General features: G+C 51.9%; 16 protein-coding genes. 5 read left to right on the top strand and 11 right to left on the bottom strand.

The window, feature by feature from the left end; genetic code table 11:
* Positions 1-2: 2 nt before the first annotated feature.
* Genes dxs through H8K47_RS05090 form a run of 3 tightly spaced genes read right to left on the bottom strand, consistent with a single transcriptional unit; the run spans position 3 to position 3,029 of the window.
* Entirely contained in the window at positions 3-1,865 is a 1,863-nt protein-coding gene (dxs, locus tag H8K47_RS05100) for a 1-deoxy-D-xylulose-5-phosphate synthase (protein ID WP_186880349.1), read from the bottom strand.
* Positions 1,866-1,878: 13 nt separating this feature from the next.
* Positions 1,879-2,766, bottom strand: a complete 888-nt coding sequence (locus H8K47_RS05095) for a polyprenyl synthetase family protein (protein ID WP_186880348.1) — start codon at positions 2,764-2,766, stop codon at positions 1,879-1,881.
* Positions 2,763-3,029: an exodeoxyribonuclease VII small subunit gene (locus tag H8K47_RS05090; protein WP_186880347.1), complete on the bottom strand. Its 267-nt coding sequence runs from the start codon at positions 3,027-3,029 to the stop codon at positions 2,763-2,765. The genes H8K47_RS05095 and H8K47_RS05090 overlap by 4 nt, the downstream gene beginning before the upstream one ends.
* A gap of 400 nt (positions 3,030-3,429) precedes the next feature.
* On the opposite strand from H8K47_RS05090, the gene H8K47_RS05085 reads away from it, so the two are divergent.
* Positions 3,430-5,676, top strand: coding sequence for a DUF1631 family protein (locus tag H8K47_RS05085; RefSeq protein WP_186880346.1), 2,247 nt, complete (start codon positions 3,430-3,432; stop codon positions 5,674-5,676).
* A gap of 106 nt (positions 5,677-5,782) precedes the next feature.
* On the opposite strand, the gene H8K47_RS05080 is transcribed toward H8K47_RS05085, so the two are convergent.
* Entirely contained in the window at positions 5,783-6,733 is a 951-nt protein-coding gene (locus H8K47_RS05080; RefSeq protein WP_186880345.1) for a lipase secretion chaperone, read from the bottom strand.
* A gap of 31 nt (positions 6,734-6,764) precedes the next feature.
* A complete protein-coding gene (locus H8K47_RS05075) occupies positions 6,765-7,697 on the bottom strand; it encodes an esterase/lipase family protein (RefSeq protein ID WP_186880344.1) in 933 nt (310 codons plus the stop codon).
* Between the two features lie 685 nt (positions 7,698-8,382).
* Between H8K47_RS05075 and H8K47_RS05070 the strand changes: the two genes are divergently transcribed.
* From H8K47_RS05070 to H8K47_RS05060, 3 genes are all read left to right on the top strand, one after another.
* Positions 8,383-9,483 carry an aromatic ring-hydroxylating oxygenase subunit alpha gene (locus H8K47_RS05070; protein WP_186880343.1) on the top strand — a complete coding sequence of 367 codons (1,101 nt, stop codon included), beginning with the start codon at positions 8,383-8,385 and terminating at the stop codon, positions 9,481-9,483.
* Between the two features lie 176 nt (positions 9,484-9,659).
* A complete protein-coding gene (locus H8K47_RS05065; protein ID WP_186880342.1) occupies positions 9,660-10,553 on the top strand; it encodes a DMT family transporter in 894 nt (297 codons plus the stop codon).
* Positions 10,554-10,633: 80 nt separating this feature from the next.
* Positions 10,634-11,488, top strand: coding sequence for a sulfurtransferase (locus H8K47_RS05060; protein ID WP_186880341.1), 855 nt, complete (start codon positions 10,634-10,636; stop codon positions 11,486-11,488).
* Positions 11,489-11,568: 80 nt separating this feature from the next.
* Here H8K47_RS05060 and H8K47_RS05055 read toward each other — a convergent pair whose 3' ends face one another.
* Positions 11,569-12,321, bottom strand: a complete 753-nt coding sequence (locus H8K47_RS05055; RefSeq protein WP_408057827.1) for a ZIP family metal transporter — start codon at positions 12,319-12,321, stop codon at positions 11,569-11,571.
* 143 nt (positions 12,322-12,464) lie between these two features.
* A complete protein-coding gene (locus tag H8K47_RS05050) occupies positions 12,465-13,385 on the bottom strand; it encodes a dienelactone hydrolase family protein (RefSeq protein WP_186880340.1) in 921 nt (306 codons plus the stop codon).
* A 205-nt stretch (positions 13,386-13,590) separates the two neighbouring features.
* Between H8K47_RS05050 and H8K47_RS05045 the strand changes: the two genes are divergently transcribed.
* Positions 13,591-14,196 carry an SEL1-like repeat protein gene (locus H8K47_RS05045; RefSeq protein ID WP_186880339.1) on the top strand — a complete coding sequence of 202 codons (606 nt, stop codon included), beginning with the start codon at positions 13,591-13,593 and terminating at the stop codon, positions 14,194-14,196.
* A gap of 324 nt (positions 14,197-14,520) precedes the next feature.
* On the opposite strand, the gene H8K47_RS05040 is transcribed toward H8K47_RS05045, so the two are convergent.
* The 4 genes from H8K47_RS05040 to H8K47_RS05025 form a co-directional block, all read right to left on the bottom strand.
* Positions 14,521-15,051 (bottom strand): DUF4468 domain-containing protein, encoded by a 531-nt coding sequence (locus tag H8K47_RS05040; protein ID WP_186880338.1) that lies wholly within the window; start codon positions 15,049-15,051, stop codon positions 14,521-14,523.
* Positions 15,052-15,171: 120 nt separating this feature from the next.
* On the bottom strand, positions 15,172-15,654 hold the full coding sequence (locus H8K47_RS05035; protein WP_186880465.1) for a cytidine deaminase: 483 nt from the start codon (positions 15,652-15,654) through the stop codon (positions 15,172-15,174).
* 142 nt (positions 15,655-15,796) lie between these two features.
* The gene (locus H8K47_RS05030) at positions 15,797-16,639 is read right to left on the bottom strand and encodes an isopenicillin N synthase family dioxygenase (RefSeq protein ID WP_186880337.1); all 843 of its coding nucleotides are present in this window, start codon (positions 16,637-16,639) and stop codon (positions 15,797-15,799) included.
* Positions 16,640-16,652: 13 nt separating this feature from the next.
* Positions 16,653-17,642: a nucleoside hydrolase gene (locus H8K47_RS05025; RefSeq protein WP_186880336.1), complete on the bottom strand. Its 990-nt coding sequence runs from the start codon at positions 17,640-17,642 to the stop codon at positions 16,653-16,655.
* Positions 17,643-17,805 lie beyond the last annotated feature (163 nt).

Below are 17,805 nucleotides of genomic sequence, written 5' to 3'. Positions count from 1 at the left end.
ATTTACTGTGTGTTGTTGAGTGTCAGTTCAGGAAAACGCTGACGTATCGCGTTTTCTATCCCTTTGGCATCCAGTCCGCATTGCGACAGCAACTGTGCATGATCACCGTGATCAATGAACTTGTCCGGTAAGCCCAGGATCAGCAAAGGAACAGAGATGCCCTCCGCTGCCAGTGCTTCAGCCACTGCAGAACCGGCGCCACCCATGGTACAGCCTTCTTCTACACAGACCAGTGCTTTGTGCTGTTGTGCCAGTTTGCGTACTAAGTCCACATCCAATGGTTTGATAAAGCGCATATTGGCAACGCTGGCATTGAGGGCAGTACCCGCCTGCAGCGCAGGATGCACCATAGAGCCAAATGCGAGTATGGCGACTTCTTTGCCTTCACGTTTGATCTCGCCTTTACCGATTTCCAGGGTTTGCAAATCTGGCGTGACCTGCGCACCGATACCGGCACCGCGCGGATAACGCACCGCTGCCGGACCTGGATAGTGATAGCCCGTGCTCAGCATTTGACGACATTCATTTTCATCCGATGCCGCCATCACCACCATATTCGGAATGCAGCGCAGATAGGCCAGATCGTAATTGCCAGCATGGGTGGCGCCATCCGCACCCACCAGTCCGGCGCGGTCCAGCGCGAATGTTACGTCCAGATTTTGCAAAGCGACGTCGTGGATTAACTGATCGTAAGCACGTTGCAGGAAAGTCGAGTAAATCGCAACGACCGGCTTCAGGCCTTCGCAAGCCAGACCAGCTGCAAATGTGACAGAGTGCTGTTCCGCGATGCCGACGTCGTAATAGCGCTTAGGAAATTGCTTTTCAAATTCCACCATGCCTGAACCTTCACGCATGGCCGGTGTAATACCCACCAGCTTTTTATCAGCGGCCGCCATATCGCACAGCCATTGTCCGAAGACCTGGGTATAAGTCAGTTTGCCGGAGGTGGACGGTTTGATGCCTTCTGCCGGATTGAATTTACCCGGGCCGTGATACAACACAGGATCGGCTTCCGCCAGCTTATAACCATTCCCTTTTTTGGTGACCACGTGCAGGAATTGCGGGCCCTTCAGGTTTTTGATGTTTTGCAGGGTAGGAATCAGGGAATCCAGATCATGACCATCAATAGGACCGATGTAGTTAAAGCCAAATTCTTCGAACATAGTGGCCGGAACCAGCATGCCTTTGGCGTGTTCTTCAAACTTTTTAGCCAGTTCCAGCATCGGTGATGGCAAGACTGATTTGCCGACATTGCGTGCCGCTGCATAGAATTTGCCCGACATCAGACGCGCCAGATAGCGGTTCAATGCACCTACCGGCGGCGAGATCGACATATCATTATCGTTCAGTATCACCAGCAGGTTAATGTCGTCATACACGCCTGCATTATTCAGGGCTTCGAAAGCCATACCGGCTGTCATGGAACCATCGCCGATAATCGCGACCGAGTGGCGGCTTTCGCCTTTGGTGCGTGCGGCCAGCGCCATACCCAGCGCGGCAGAGATCGAGGTGGAGGAGTGTGCCGTGCCGAAAGTATCGTATTCACTCTCATCGCGGCGAGGGAAGCCTGAGATGCCACCATACTGACGCAAGGTCGGCATCTGATCGCGACGGCCAGTCAGGATTTTATGCGGATAGGTCTGATGGCCCACGTCCCACACCAGTCTGTCTTCCGGGGTATTGAACACATAATGCAAAGCGATCGTCAGCTCTACCGTACCCAGATTGGACGACAAATGGCCGCCGGTTTTCGATACGGATTCCAGCACATGCTGGCGCAGCTCATCTGCCAAGGGATTGAGCTGGTGACGCGGAACTTGGCGCAGATCCGCCGGAGATTGAATTTGTTGTAATAAGCTAGTCATAGTGGGTCGCGGTTTACGCTTGTCTTTGTACGATCAGATCGGCCAGATCATGCAAGTAGTGTGCCTTCTCACCAAAGGGCAACAGGGCCTTATGAGCGTCACGGCACAATTGGCCAGCCAGTTGACGTGAGGCATCCAGACCAAGCAGGCTCACATAAGTCGGCTTGTTATCGGCAGCATCTTTTCCTGCGGTTTTACCCAGGGTGGCTGAGTCCGCAGTCGCATCCAGAATATCGTCCACTACCTGAAAGGCGAGACCGATGGCACCCGCATACGCATGCAACGCTTCTGTTTCTGTCGCATCGGGTAATTTGCCACAGATAGCGCCCAGCATGACCGATGCACGCAGCAGCGCGCCAGTTTTCAGTCTGTGCATCTGTTCAAGTTGTTCGCGGCTGAGAGCCAGTCCTACGCTGGCCAGATCGATGGCCTGACCACCGCACATACCGAGCGAACCGGAAGCCTGAGCCAGTACCTTTACCATAGCCAGTTTGTTCGCGGCATCGCCGGGGCCTTCGGACAAGGTGATGAAGGCCTGCGCCTGCAATGCATCACCGACCAGTAAGGCAGTCGCTTCGTTGTAACGGATGTGTACAGTGGGTTTGCCACGGCGCAGATCATCGTCATCCATGCACGGCATATCATCATGCACCAGCGAGTAGACATGTATCATTTCCACTGCCGCTGCAGCACGTTTGAGTAATTCAGGGGGGGCATCAAACAACTGCCCTGCTGCATACACCAGCAAAGGACGCACGCGTTTGCCGCCATCTAACGCGGTATAGCGCATGGCTTCGTGCAATTGCTGTGGTGTGGCGTCTGTGCCAGGGATCAGTTCATCTAAAGCCTGCTCGCAAGTGTGCTGGGTGTGTTTCATCCAAGTCTGGAAATCCTGGCTCATGCAAGTTCCTCGTCGTGATCGACATTAAAAGGTTTGAGTACGCCCGCCTCCAGGACTTTGACTTGTTGTTCAACTTTTTCGAGCTGACTGGCACAGAACCGGATTAATTCTGAACCTCGCTGGTAGGCGGTCACAGAGGCCTCTAACGGCAGATTGCCGTTTTCCATCTGCTGTACCAGCTGACTCAGTTCCGCCATCGCAGCTTCAAAGCTGGCTGGCTGGCTGGCCGCAGAGGCGTGAGAGTCTGGATTTTTCTTGGGCATAGAATGATGAAGATGTTGAAAACGGCGTCTTATGACACAAAATTTAATTAACCGTCTATTTTAGAGCAAAGCTGCTGCTGTCAGTACGAAAACCATGCAAATTCAAAGTGCATTTGCTTACAATTTGAAACCACAGTTTCAAATCGGAAATGCTAATGTTGGGGAAAACCGAATTACACTGAAAAAAGAAGTGGAATTGCGTTTCAAACATTTCCATGTGGAAATTAAGTGTATATAGTTCGGTCAGATGCAGGTGTCATACAGCATGGTATCCAGTGGATTTTATCAAAAAAACATGGATTTTCACCTCTGAGTTTCAATTATTTCTTATCCAGGCAAGGTTTTTCATGCCCGCCGGGTAGGGCAGACAACATCACCAGTTCAATTTGCATTCCTAATCATGCCTACTCAGCATCAGCATACCGGATCTTTAGCTGGCGTTAATCCGCCCGCTGGTGAGCTGCTGCGTGCATTGGTGCCTATCGTGGCACATCTGGTGGGAGCGCAAATTGAGACAATGTCGGTGCGCTTATCGGCAGCCTTTCTGGCCTTGTCCGAGACTAGTCAGGATTCGCGCGAAGCGAATCTGAGTTTTCATGCCGGGCAACTGCTGAAAAAAAATGCCTATGCTTTTTATTATCTGGTTGCGGCTGACATAGAAAAAGCCTTGCGTGCAGATATTGATCAGCTATTGTTGCCGCAGCGTGTGGCGCAACCGGAAAAGAAGCTCATGATGGAGCCGGACCTGAGCCTGGTATCTTATGAAGAGATGGATAAAAAACTGGCACTGAGCCGTGTCAGTCGCAGCATAGAGCTCGATAATGCGGAGCAGTATGCGGCGCTCAATATGCGTATTGCACACTTGATGCAAAAAGAAGCCTTAAGTATTGCGCAAAACCCGTTTCGTCCCGAATTATTGCTCACCACGCTGCATCAGGCCTGGTGTCAGTTCGATCCTGAGACCGGAACCCATGAACTGGTGCTGTCTTTATTGCGCCCCGATATCCTGTTTGACCTCGAACCTATTCTGGCGGAATTAAATCAGGCACTGGTCGCTAAAGGTGTGTTGCCAGATCTGCAGGAGTCGTATCGCATTCGTCGCCAGCGTCAGAAAAAGCTGGATGATCAGGACGAGGCCGTTGCAGCCACTGCAACCGAAGGAAAATTACGCCAGTACTTTGCGCAAGGCGCAGCGCAGAACGCGGTGCAGAGCGGGAACGCGTACAGCGGCATGACGGGGGGGGCTGCGGGCGTCTCCGGTGCGACTTTACAGCAGCTATCCGAATTTCAAAAAAGTCTGCAATTCCGCCAACTGATGTCGGAAGCCAAAGATGTGCTGCGTCTGTCACAAATGCGCGAGCAGGTACCGGACATGTTTGCTACCGGTGTCGAAAAGCAGACGCTGGATTTATTGTCGCAGGTGTTTGACAATGTATTCCGCAATCAAACTATTCCGGCACAGGTAAAAGAGCTGATTTCTGTCTTGCAGATTCCTGTGCTGAAAGCGGCGATGCTCGATAAGGAATTCTTCTTTAACGAGCATCATCCGGCCCGTCGTCTGATCGATTTGTTGTCGCGCTATAGCCCGGCCGTCAATGCACAACAGGCGCAACAAGATCCCTTATTCCAGACCATGCAGCGTAATGTGCAGCGTGTCAGTGATGAGTTCGATCAGGAAGTTGCGCTGTTTGAAGAAGTCGTGAATGATCTGGAAGCCTTCATTGCGAAGGAAGAGCAGGCCAGTGAGCAGGCGTTGCAGGCACCGATACAGACTGCATTGCGTAAAGAAAAAATCAAGCAAGCCAGTATGACTGCGACCCAGACTGTGGCGGTGCGCGTCGGTAGTGGCGAAGTGGTCGCTTTTGTCGAAACCTTCCTGGAAAACCGCTGGACCAAGGTGTTGACCCTGGCTTACAGCGTCAAAGAAGAAAAACCGCAGGCGGTGGAAGATGCAATTCGCACCATGGATGATTTGATCTGGAGTGTGAAGCCTAAGATTACCCTGCAGGACAGACAAGAGTTACTCAACCGTTTGCCAGCGATTTTGGCACGTCTGAATAAATGGCTCAGTCTGATCAAATGGGAAGATGCTGACCGCGTACGCTTTTTCGCAGAGTTGGCCGAATGCCATGCCTCGATTGTGCGGGCACCGTTGGAACTGTCGCCGGATAAGCAATTAGAAATTGCAGTCGAGGCGGCACAGCATGCGGCAGAGCGCAGGCTGGAGAAACGGGCTGAGGCAGAGAAAAAAGCACAGCAACAGGCTGAGCAACAAGCCGTAGCGGAGGAAGATCCGGCGGTGATGTTGGTCGATAGTCTGGAGCGCGGTGTCTGGATTGAGTTACAGCAGCCAGCTGCAGCGCCGGTCAAGGTCAGACTGGCCTGGGTCAGTCCCATGCGCAGCTTATTTATTTTCACTTCCAGTCAAAAAGAGCAAAACTTTTCATTGCCGGTCAAGCAGTTACAACAAGCTTTCCGCGAACAGAAAGCCCGTTTGCTGGAACTCGACAAAGTGGTGGACCGCGCTCTGATGGAGGCGCTTGGCAGTTTGCAGCCCGACGAAACCACTCCTGCTGCAGCACCTGATTTGCCAGGCACTGAGCCAGACGCTGAGCCGGATTGCCGTGCAACTCTCACGCCAAACTGAGCTGTTTTCTGCCATATCAGCCACTTCAGAAACACTTCAGCAGACAAGTGGATCACAGCGATCACAAAAGTGGAATGAGATCGCCCCAGGCATCTGTGCATCCATTTTATTGTTCTTCATAGGCCGGCAAGCGTAATTGTTCTTGGCTGCTGAAATAACGATTTCTGAGTTCTTGTATGGATAGGGATAGCTGTACTTCGTTCATTCCCATGTTGATCAGGCTGCGGCGTTCATTCAGATAACGCTGTATCCGTGATTTCCAATCGGCTTCCTCGCGGTCCACTTGTGCTAGGCGGTTTGCCGCGTCCGGGCTGATGGTAGCGGCGCGCATACGATACACATCATCTTCGCTGGCACCTTGTTGACGCATCGCGTTTGCCTGTTCTTCCAGGCGTATCACTTGCAATGGTGCGTTTTTCGCTTCTTTCAGGTCCGCTGGTAAGTTGTCATCCAGCGTGCGCAAACGCATTTGCTTTTCAGCTTCCGTCAGTGCGCGGTTATTCGCTATCTCTAGCCGCGCAATGGCATCCAGATCATACGCGTCATCGAAGCCAAACATCGCCTGACTTTCTTTGGCGCTGAAATACTGCAGTCGCAGATTTTGCATCGCCTGCCAGCGTGTGCGCATGGCTGTCGCCATCATGGTGGCTGATTGAACGTTCTGTCCCAGCTGTTTTTCACTATCAAATAAGGCCGTTTTATATTGCAGATAGCGGCTCAGTAATTGTTTAGCTTGTGAAGCCGCATGCGGAGGTAAGCGCTGATCCAGCACTTTTTCGATTTCCTGACGAATCTCAGCCAGTGATTTTTCTCCGGTAGCGGCCAGATAGTAATCGAACATCAATCGTAATTCGGCATTGACCACCAGCTCGCCTCGCGCTTCTTCGAGCTTGCCATCGGTTTGTGTTCCGTCCATAGAGCGCACGAAAGACAAGTGGGTATCTGGTGCCGTTAGCTGAGCTCTGTCCTGTTGGTCAGTGAGTTTAGTGTTCCAGAAAGCGAAAAAAGCGGCGCTGCCTAACGCCGCTAAACCAAGTGTCCTGCTCAGTGTTTTCATGCTGCCGGCTCCGTCAGAGTGTCGCTGTCAATTACAGGCCGCTGTTTTTCAGACGGTTCGCATGTTGACGGTAAATCGTGACTGGATTGGTTTCGAAAATGTTGACCAGTCCGATCGCCTGATTGACTTCGTCCAGATGGTTCATGGCATAGTCGTCACGGATCACCTTTCCCAGATGGGTAGAGCAGCTGGCGACCAGGCCGTCGTTCTTGGCTCCCGCGAACGCGAGCGAAGTCAGTGCCAGTGCCGGATCTGACACATCAAGCAGATTAGTCAAGGTTTTTGCACCGCTCCAGGAGTAATAGGCGACTCCATTCACAGCGTATGCGCCTTCACCGCAAGCGCTGGTCGGCACCCCAGCCGGATGCCGGCTGTTGAATTGCAGTGAGCCAGCTGTGCTCAGGGATTTCGCCGCTGCCAGCGCATCTTGTGGCAAGCCAGGTTTGCCGGAGATGAAGCTGATCAGGGTTCCCAATCCATTCGCCACCGACACCAGCACTGCATTGGGCAGACTGCCATCAGGCGCAACACCGAGCAGCACGTCTGCCACTTTAGAGCCACGGTTGACACCGCCGACGGAGGTGACGGAAGCGACCAGATCAGGGCGCACCGACGCGACGTAGCGTATGGTCGGGCCGCCGTGGCTATGCCCGATCAGGTTCACTTTGCTGGCGCCGGTGACAGCCAGGATTTGTTTGACCTGCGTGAGTAATTGTTCGCCGCGGACTTCGGTGCTGTTCGCCGCAGCGACCTGAGTGACATATACTTTGGCACCATCTGCGCGTAACGCGCCAGGAATGCCATACCAGTAATCGACCGGACCGATCTGGTCAAATCCGAACAGGCCGTGCACCAGCACGATAGGAAATTTTGTCTCCGTATAACCTGCTGCCCATGTCTGTTGCGGTAATACAGACAACGCGAGAAAGAAAGCGAGCATTTTCTTCATCATAGTGTTGTTCATCTTGACTCTTTCAAAAGTTGGCGGACTGTGACAAACAAGCTGACTTTGCGCTGTTGCTGGCCTTACTGTGGGTCATGCATCAGGCTGATTCGTGCCAGCTATGTTGTGTCGGTCCAGATTGAATTCAAAAGCAGACTCCAATGAAACCAGGCAACGTTGTACCGCATGCCTCTGCGGGCATTCGGACCTGTGGCGGTATGAACAACGTGATTGCAGACTAAGTTTGCTGCTCGTCAGCGACAAGCTGCGATGCAGCATAAATCGGCGGGAAACCAGCATCATGTGCGATGTTATGGTGTGGTATTTCTTGTAAGCACAGACCATGACATGGTTTTGCCGGCGTGGTATTTCCCTATGATCTGGCTGGTTGCTCGGGTAGGAAAAACGGACTGCTGGTTTTTCTGCCGGGAATGATTTAGATGTTTTTACCTAAAACATCTGCGATGTTGTTTATGACGCAGAGCGGCCTTGGGGGCTGCATGCTAAGAAGTTGATTTTGCTCAGGAAATTTCATCAGCGCGGGGCAAAGTTGCAAGATTCAGGTATAATCTCGGGTTCTGTCCAAAATTTCCTCTTCAAGTCGTTTGATCGTTTGAATTTCCGCTCTGGCAGCAAACCAGTCGGAAACAGGTTTTTGTGGATTCTTTCTCTCTTAGGTTGGTGCAAATTAATTTGGGGGGTGGGGATGTCCGATCTGGCTTCTTTGTCTACATTAGCGCGTTCTGACGCGCAACTTCCGGTACACGTCTATTTTGATGAGACGCTTTTGCAGCGTGAAATCAAGGATTTGTTCCAGGCAGGTCCTCGCTACGTGGGCCACGAACTGATGGTTCCTAACGTAGGTGACTTTGCTACTTTACAGTCTGAAAATGAAGGCCGCATGCTGGTGCGTCATGCACAGGGCATAGAGCTGATGTCGAATGTCTGCCGTCACCGCCAGGCATTGATGTTCAATGGGCGCGGCAATACGAATAATATCGTCTGTCCTTTACATCGCTGGACCTATGATCTCAAAGGTGAGCTGATCGGTGCGCCGCACTTTTCAGATACGCCTTGTATGAATCTGAAACGCACTCCATTACAGAACTGGAATGGTTTGCTGTTCGAGCAAAATGGTTATAACGTGATGGAGCGCATGGCGCAACTGAGTGTGACCAAGGACCTCGATTTCAGCGGCTATATGCTGGATCATGTGGAGGTGCATGAATGTGAATACAACTGGAAAACCTTCATTGAGGTGTATCTGGAAGATTATCACGTTGAGCCTTTCCATCCTGGCCTGGGCAGTTTCGTCTCTTGCGATGATTTACGCTGGGAATTCGGTGAAGACTACAGTGTACAAACCGTGGGCGTGAACAGTGGTCTGCTCAAATCCGGCTCACCCGTTTATCGTCAGTGGCAGGAGCAATTGCTGAAGTTCCGCAATGGTGAAGCGCCGAAATACGGCGCGATCTGGCTCACGCTGTATCCGAATATCATGGTCGAATGGTATCCGCATGTGCTGGTGGTGTCCACGCTGTGGCCAACTACAACGGGTAAAACCCGCAATGTGGTGGAGTTTTACTATCCTGAAGAAATCGTTTTGTTCGAACGTGATTTCATCGCAGCAGAGCGCGCAGCATATATGGAAACCTGCATAGAAGACGATGAAATCGGGATGCGCATGGATGCAGGTCGTAAGATCCTGCTGGAACGCGGAGAAAATGAAGTCGGACCCTATCAGTCACCGATGGAAGATGGCATGCAGCATTTCCACGAATGGTATCGTCGTAACATGACATTCTGATTTCGCATCGTGTTGTCGTATGCGGTCAAAAATGAAGAGGCGCTGGCATTTGCTATGCGCCTCTTTTTCATCCTGAAGCAAACGTTTGTGGCGACCGAGTGCCGCAATCATGTTGCCTGAATTTGTTGAATGCCTCGGTGAAGCGCAGCTCGCCCGAGGTGAGCGGAGAAATAGAAATGCAATCTTTATGGATGCTGGTCGCCAGTCTGTTGTTTTCACTGATGGGCGTCTGCGTCAAACTCGCTTCTGCTCACTATGCAACTGCAGAAATTGTGTCTTACCGAGGCCTGATCGGCAGTCTGCTGCTGTTAGCACTGATACGGGTTCAGCGCGGCACTCTGCGTACGACCATGCCGGGCAGTCATTTATGGCGTGGTCTGGTCGGCGTGGCTGCGCTGTGGATGTGGTTTTACGCGATAGGTCGCTTGCCACTGGCGATGGCGGTTACGCTGAACTATATGTCCGCAGTCTGGATTGCCGCCTTCTTGTTCTTACGTGCCTGGCGACTGCGTGAACAACAGCTGGACTGGCGTTTGGTGGCGGCGATATTGCTGGGTTTTGGCGGTGTCATTTTGCTGCTCAGACCAACGATCCATGCAGATCAGTGGCTGGGTGGCGTGATTGCGCTGGTGTCCGGCATGCTGGCGGCTCTGGCCTATCTGCAGGTCAGGCAAATGGGCGTGGCTGGCGAGCCGGAATACCGCGTGGTGTTCTATTTTTCACTGACCTGTGCGGTCGCCGGGTTTCTTGGGGTGAGCCTGAGCGCATTGGCTGGCGGTGTGGGCTGGCATGCACATACAGGGCAGGGTGCTTTGCTGTTGCTGGCCATCGGCATTACGGCGGCACTCGCCCAAATGGCGATGACACGTGCCTACCGCTTGGGTAACACCTTGCTGACTGCAAATCTGCAATATCTGGGCATTGTCTTTTCCAGTATCTGGGATGTGCTGATCTGGCATGACAGTTTGTCCTGGCTCAGTTGGGCCGGCATCGTCGTGATACTGTGCAGTGGTTGTCTGGCCAGTTTTTACAATGCACGCAATAGTCCTGCTAAAGTGCTACCTGAGTAGCACCTGATCCGATTGCGACTGAGTAGGCCAGCAAGCCGCTCGTCTGCATCATGTCTTCATTCTTCATCTAAGGGGAAACGATGTACACCAGCTTAATCCGTGCTGGCCAACTGGCCGCTTTGATTGACTCTGCAGCACAGAGCAATACCATCATTCTGGATTGCCGCCATGATTTGACTGATGCTGATGCCGGCACCCGCGCATTTGCTGCCGGACATTTGCCTGGTGCGCAGTTTGTGCACCTGGATCAGGTGTTGTCGGCTGCTAAAACTGGCGCTGATGGCGTATTCCGCGGCCGCCATCCTTTACCGGATGCAGAAGACTTTGCCGCCAGCCTGCGTCAGCTGGGCGTCAATGCAGATACCCAAGTGGTGGCGGTGGATGCCCATGGCGGCATGTTTGCTGCGCGCCTGTGGTGGATGCTGCGCTGGATAGGTCATGCTGGGGTTGCCGTGCTGGATGGTGGTATACCGGCCTGGCAGTCCGCTGGTTATGCACTCAGCACAGAGCAAGTGAGCCGTGCTCCAGGTAATATTCAGGTACAGTCCAGCCTGGTTACCCAGGTCAGCGTGGCGCAGGTGCTAGCCAATCTGGAGAGTGCAGAACGCATCGTGATTGATGCGCGTGCGCCGGATCGCTTCCGCGGTGAAAATGAAACCATGGACCCGGTCGGTGGCCATATTCCTGGCGCCAAAAACCGCTTCTTCAAAGATAATCTGCAAGCTGACGGCAGCTTTAAACCCGCCGCACAATTAAGCCAGGAGTGGGCGCAACTGATCTGCGATCCGGCGCGCGCCATCATGCAATGCGGCTCAGGCGTGACTGCCTGCCACAATCTGCTGGCACTGGAAGTCGCCGGCCTGCGCGGTGCGGCTTTGTATCCGGGCTCCTGGAGCGAATGGTGCGCCGATCCTGCGCGTCCGGTTGAGCGTTAAGACGGCATTGGTCCGTGTACAAAAAAAGCACTGTTGATACACAGTGCTTTTTTTGTGGGGAGCTGAGTCACAGTCTGGTCTCAGTGATGACCCGTCACCAGCAACACCAGCACGATGCCCAGCGTGACCAGCAAGACCTGGGGCACGGTTTCTTTGAGTGTGGCGCGGCGCTGCATTTGAGGCATCAGATCGCTGACGGCAATATAAATAAATCCTGAAGAAGCCAGCACCAACACATAGGGCAGCAAGTCGGCCGCCTGCTCCAGTAAAAAATAGCCTGATACACCACCGACCACGCCCATCATGCTGGTCATCAGATTGTACAGATAGGCGCGGGTGCGGCTGAAACCGGCATTGAGCAAGACGATAAAGTCACCGATTTCCTGTGGAATTTCATGCGCGATAATCGCGAACGCTGTCACGATACCGAGTTCAGGATTCGCCAGAAAAGCCGCTGCAATCAGGATGCCATCGGTGAAGTTATGCATGCCATTGCCGACCAAAATCATCCAGCCGGATTTGCCTGCCTCATGTGCATCATGCCCATGTTCGTGATGGTGGCCATCGCCTTCATGATGGTGCGAGTGGCGCAGTATCGCGGCTTTCTCCAGCAGGAAAAACGCCAGCAAACCGGCCAGCAGACAAGCGAACAGCGTACGTGGATCGGCCTTGGATTCAAAGGCTTCCGGTAGCGCATGCAGCAAAGAGGTGGACAGCATAATACCGACCGACAGGCTGACCAATCTTTCCACCATTTTCGATAACAGAGAGAATGAGAAAATCGCAGCGGCGGATATGCTCAGCACCCCTGCTAAGGCTGTGGTGAAGAGAATGGATAACAGGGTGGAGTGAATTTTAAACCTCAGAGGAATTTGCAACCAGGTTGCAAATTAAAGCACAGACCGCCGAATTAAGCAAATCCGCAGCAGCCCGCAAGCCGCTGCACTTGTACATTCACGGATGGACTGAGTCTGGCTTAGCCCGCGCCATTCGCCTTTAGCCACGCCACGCAAGCTTTCCAGCCATCTTTGGCATCGGCTTCCACATAGCTGGGACGGTAATCGGCATGGAAGGCATGGCCGGAATGTTCATACACTTTGAATATAGAATGGCTGCTGCCTTTCGCCAGCGCTGCTTCCATTTTGACGATGGAGTCCAGGCTGATGCCGGTATCTTTGGCACCATACAAACCCAGCACCGGCACCTTGAGCGCGGCCGCAATGTCGACCGGATGCAGCGGCGTCAGCGCATTCGCTTCACCCACCAGACGACCATACCAGGCCACCCCGGCTTTGATAGCAGGATTATGTGCGGCATACATCCAGGTGATGCGGCCACCCCAGCAAAAACCAGTGATGCCGACCCGCTTCAGATCGCCGCCATGTTTATCGGCCCAGGCCAGCACCGCATCCAGGTCGCGCATCACTTGCGCATCGGGGACTTTGGCGATGACTTCTTTGATCAGCTCTGCCACGCTCGCATATTTGCTCGCGTCACCCTGACGCACGAACAGGTCTGGTGCCAGCGCCAGATAGCCGAGTTGGGCAAAACGGCGCGCCACGTCCGCGATGTGCTCATGGACTCCAAAAATTTCCGACACCACCAAAATCACAGGCAGACTTTGCTTACCCTCAGGCCGTACGCTATACACCGATACTGCCTGGCCATCGACATCTATCTGCAGTCTTTGCTCACTCAGGCCAGTTGCTGGTGTAAGCAGCATGGTCTGGGCACAGACCGGTAAGGCCGCGGCCGCAAAGCCCACGCCCAGCGCGCTTTGCAAAAACTGACGTCGATTGTTTTCCTGCTGGCTGCTCGCTTTGCTTTGCGTACCCGTGCTGTCTACGCTGGCGCCAGTCAGGCTGTTAAATTCTGCTCTGTCATTCTGATTATGCATGCGGGTCTCCTGGTTAGGGGCGGAAATAGAGGCGTGCTTACAGCGATACCGCCCTCTGTGATTCAGGCCGGGCAGTATCAGGCTGCATATTAGCGGTTTTTGTACCGGCTGGCAGAATGTTCAAGAGTTACTCTTAATGATAAAAATTGCAAATAGGGTGAGGTGAGGATATATTCGCAATACGTAAATTAATTACATTTAAAAAATGCGTGAACTATTGATGTTTCCACGAGCTTTAGCGTGCTTAAAAAATGCAGTTAAATTAAGCGGGCTTCTTTTGCTAACCTCAGCTCCCTATATAGCAGCTCAACCGCAATATGAGGAGCTGAGTTCATATCAATTGATGGGGAAAATAGTTGAGCTTGGTGCAGCTGTAGAAAAGACCCCTCTCTTTGGAAGTTATTTGCAAGAGTTAATGAATAGGTCGAACGCGCAGCAGGCACCAGCAATGTACTACTTTGCTTGGTACCGCAATGAGATATGTAAAATGATGAAAAAACAATCGGGAGTTACCAGGGATGCTGCAATTTGCTCACAGGCATTGGCCGATTTAAAAGTCGTTGCTGAAAATCAGAAAAATGTCGGGTTACTAGAATTCCCTGCAGCTATGAGCTTACTTGGAGAGATGTACCGAGATGGTATTGGCACGAATGCTTCTTATTTGCTCGCTGCTGATTGGTTTGTGAAAAGTTCAAAACAATATTACACAAGCGGAAACCGAGAGCGAGCCATTCGTAGTTTAGAAAATGCAATCAAGCTTGCACCCGAGCATCCTTCGATTAAAGAGCTTCAATCTAAACTACTAAATTAAAACTGCGTCGCTAAATCTTTGGATGATTTCGTGTATAACTTGAATTGAAGCAAAGACCGAATGTGGTTTATTTTTGTCTGTGTAGATTGAATGGCGCGATAGAGTTATTGCGCCATTTGATGCTGAGCGGACTGAAAGCAATATCAAGTCTGTTTAAAATTCATCGCCGCTCGGTATTAACGATATGTGACTCATCGATTAAGTGCTCCAAAAATTACCCACACTTGTTGTTCATGCGCCTGCACTTAAAGGTGAATTGGTATTTAGTGGCGCGATGGGTTTGATAGCTTATACGGTGAAAAGTGAGCTTTTCTCTACCTGAGCTTAAAAATCTATCTTAGCTTTACTTGATGTGACGGAATTCAAAATTGAATCACCAAATCCTTCGAGCTTTACTTTGATCTTTTGCATATCGGCTTGATTCCAAACAGGTCCACTATATGCAGGTAAGACTCCGCCGCCGGAAGTGGCTTTTGCTGGAGTAGAGATGGTGATATTGATGAAAGATAGTCGAAATTTCTCTTCTTTAATATCAACCCTCATTGTAAATTGAACGAGCCAATCTCCTTTGATTGCAAGTTCCATAGCACCAGAAGTCGGAAAGTTCATACTTCCATTACCAATTAGTATGCCGTCATCTTTGCTTTCGTACTCGAGAACAGCTTTAGCTGATCGGAAATTTTCTGCAATCCAGATTTTTGTGCCAGTAAAAATTTTTTCTTTCGATAGGGTGCTAGCGTCAACAATTCGAACTACTGTAGTTTCACTATCAGGTAAAGGTTGAGCAGCGTGACATTCAGGCAAGCAAAATAATGCGCTTAAAAAGACAATAAGCAATGCATAAATACGTGTCATATGCGTAAATTGAAAGTGTAAAAAATATAATTTTATACTAAGCTTTCAAAATTTAGTTTTAATACTCATTCTGATATTCCATTGGATTTTTTCAACAGTGGCAGCGCTCTACCACCCAGCTTATTCCCGTTGCAGATAAAAGGCGTCCGGTAGTTGCGCACCGGCGGTGGTGGTTTTGATGTCGCCTTTGAGATTGGTCAGGATGATGTCCAGCTCAGGGCCGCCGAGTTCCAGCAGCACCTGGCGGCAGGCGCCGCAAGGGGCGATCGGGGCTTCGGTATTGCCGGTGACGGCGATTTTTGCGAATTCACGTGGGCGGTAGCCCGCGGCGATGGCTGAAAACAAGGCAGTGCGTTCGGCGCAATTGCACAGACCATAAGACGCGTTTTCTACATTACAGCCCTGAAAAACTTTGCCATCTTTGGTCAGCAAGGCAGCGCCCACTAAAAAACGCGAATACGGCGCATAAGCTTTTTCTCTGGCCTGATTGGCCAGGGCGATTAATTCCTGGTCTTGCATGTCGAAGTTCTCCGTAGCGGTCTTTGACTCGTCTGTCAGTGTTTCGTCTTGAGGAAAAAAAAGGCATGCCTCGCATGCCTTCAGAATTCTTTGCTGCTTATTTACTGCTTATTTACTGCTTACTTACTGCGTATTTAATGCTGAATTGCTGCAAACAGAAGTCGGCACAGAATATGGCTGTCAGCCCGAAAAGCTGCCAACAGCCGCATTCTGTCTGGGTCTCTGCTTATTTTTTCACGCCCAGTTCACGCAAACGTTCCTGCAGATAGCTGCCGGACGTGTGACGTTCAGACAGCACGACGTCAGGACGTGGATGCAGGAACAGTGGCAGCGAAATACGGGACTTCTTCGCTTCTTCACCAGTCGGATTCAGCACGCGGTGAATGGTCGACGGGTAATAGCCTTGTGAGGCCTCATCGAGCATGTCGCCGATGTTGACGATCAGCATACCGAAGTCGCATGGCACATCATGCCAGGCGTCGTCCTTGCCCAAAACCTGCAGGCCAGCCTGGGTCGCTGCTGGCAAAACGGTCAGCAGGTTGATGTCGCCATGGGCCGCAGCACGGACTGCATCCGGTTCTTCATCGCCATTCAGCGGTGGATAGTGCAATACGCGCAGCAGGGTCATGTCACTGTCGGTGATCATGTCCGACAAAGGCATGGAGTACTTGGCTTTGATGTCTGCCGGGGTATGGTCTTCCACCCATTGCAGCAATTCTGTCGCCAGCTGATTGCCTTGTTCGTAGTATTCGCGTGCCGCGTTCGATACTTCCGATGGCACACGGCCCCAAGGGTACACATGGTAGAACTCTTTCAGATCGCGTTTGGCAAAGCCTTTGGCGGTCTCAGAGACTTTAGGCGAAAAATAGCCATCCATTTTTTCAGTATCGTAGTTGTACTTGTGCTTCGCATCAGTCTGGAAGAACTCGTACCATTCCTGATAAATGGTGTTAAGCAGGGTTTGCGATAAGGGATGATTGGTCAATACGCCAAAGCCGGTGTTGTGCAGGCTTTCGGTGAATTTTTTCGCTGCATCCGGATCACGGTAGTCAACAGGTTGTATCAACATTGTTCTCTCCCGATTACGCCAGCGCTGGTTGCAGCCAGTCGCCGGACAGGGTCTGGTCGATCAGCTTAGCGCAGGCATCTGCATCCACTTTCATGCAGACGCGGGTTTCCGGTTTGCTGGCTTCCCAGCCTGCTTGCGGGTAAGGGATAGCGAGTTTCGCCATCATAGTCTGACCATTGCCTATGCCTTCTTTGGCAACGCGCACACGACCGCTCTGGGTCTCAAAGATTTCCGGTGCCACCAGCCAGACAAAGGCCAGTACGTCATGACCATAGCAAGCGTGTCCGAGGTCAGGGCGTATGCTTTGGTAGAAGTTGGCGTAGAAATTCACAGCGTGCGACAGGGTATCCATCGCTATGTGTTGATGTTGTTCTGCGAGGCGTGCAAAGAAGCTCGATGGCAAGACCACACGGTGCGTAACGTCCAGACCAACCATGGTCAGATCCCAGCCTGCTGTGAAGACCAGATCGGCTGCATCCGGATCATTCCAGACGTTGGCTTCAGCAACCGGTGAGACATTGCCCGGCTCATCAACCGCACCCGCCATCAGTACGACTTTTTTCAGCAGCTTAGGCAGTTGTGGTTCCATTTTCAGTGCCAGCCCCAGATTGCCCAGCGGGCCGACTGCGACCAACGTGATTTCGCCCGGATGCTGACGTGCCATCTTGACGATGAATTCCGCTGCGCTTTCTACTTCAGCCTGACCACCGACTTCGATACGGGATGGCAGATTGCCGAGGCCATCTGCGCCGTGGATGAAGTCTGGCGGCGTACCGGCTGCTTTGGCGAACGGTACATTGACGCCTTGCGCAACCGGGATAGCACGGCCCGCGATACGGGTCAGGTACAGTGCGTTGATGGTCGCCTGTTCGACATAGACATTGCCGAAGGTAGTGGTGATACCGACTACATCGATATCAGGATGGGCCAGCGCGAAATACAGCGCCATTGCGTCATCTACACCAGGATCCGTATCGAAAATGACTTTATGTTTTGCTTGCATGGATTTACTCCAGGAAATAGCTTCAACTGGCCATTGAACAGAACCCAGTTTGAAGCAATTTGTTGTGTTTGACCTGGTTCAAGGAGGCCGTAACGTTGTCGATTTAAAAAATAAATCACCGGCAGCCGGCATGGGGCAGCCCCATGCAGTTTGCCAGCAGGTT

The organism is Cognatundibacterium rugosum, from assembly GCF_014284365.1.
Taxonomy (GTDB): domain Bacteria; phylum Pseudomonadota; class Gammaproteobacteria; order Burkholderiales; family Burkholderiaceae_D; genus Undibacterium; species Undibacterium rugosum.
The sequence above is the reverse complement of the archived record's forward strand: the minus strand, read 5'-3'. Positions and strand labels throughout refer to the sequence as shown.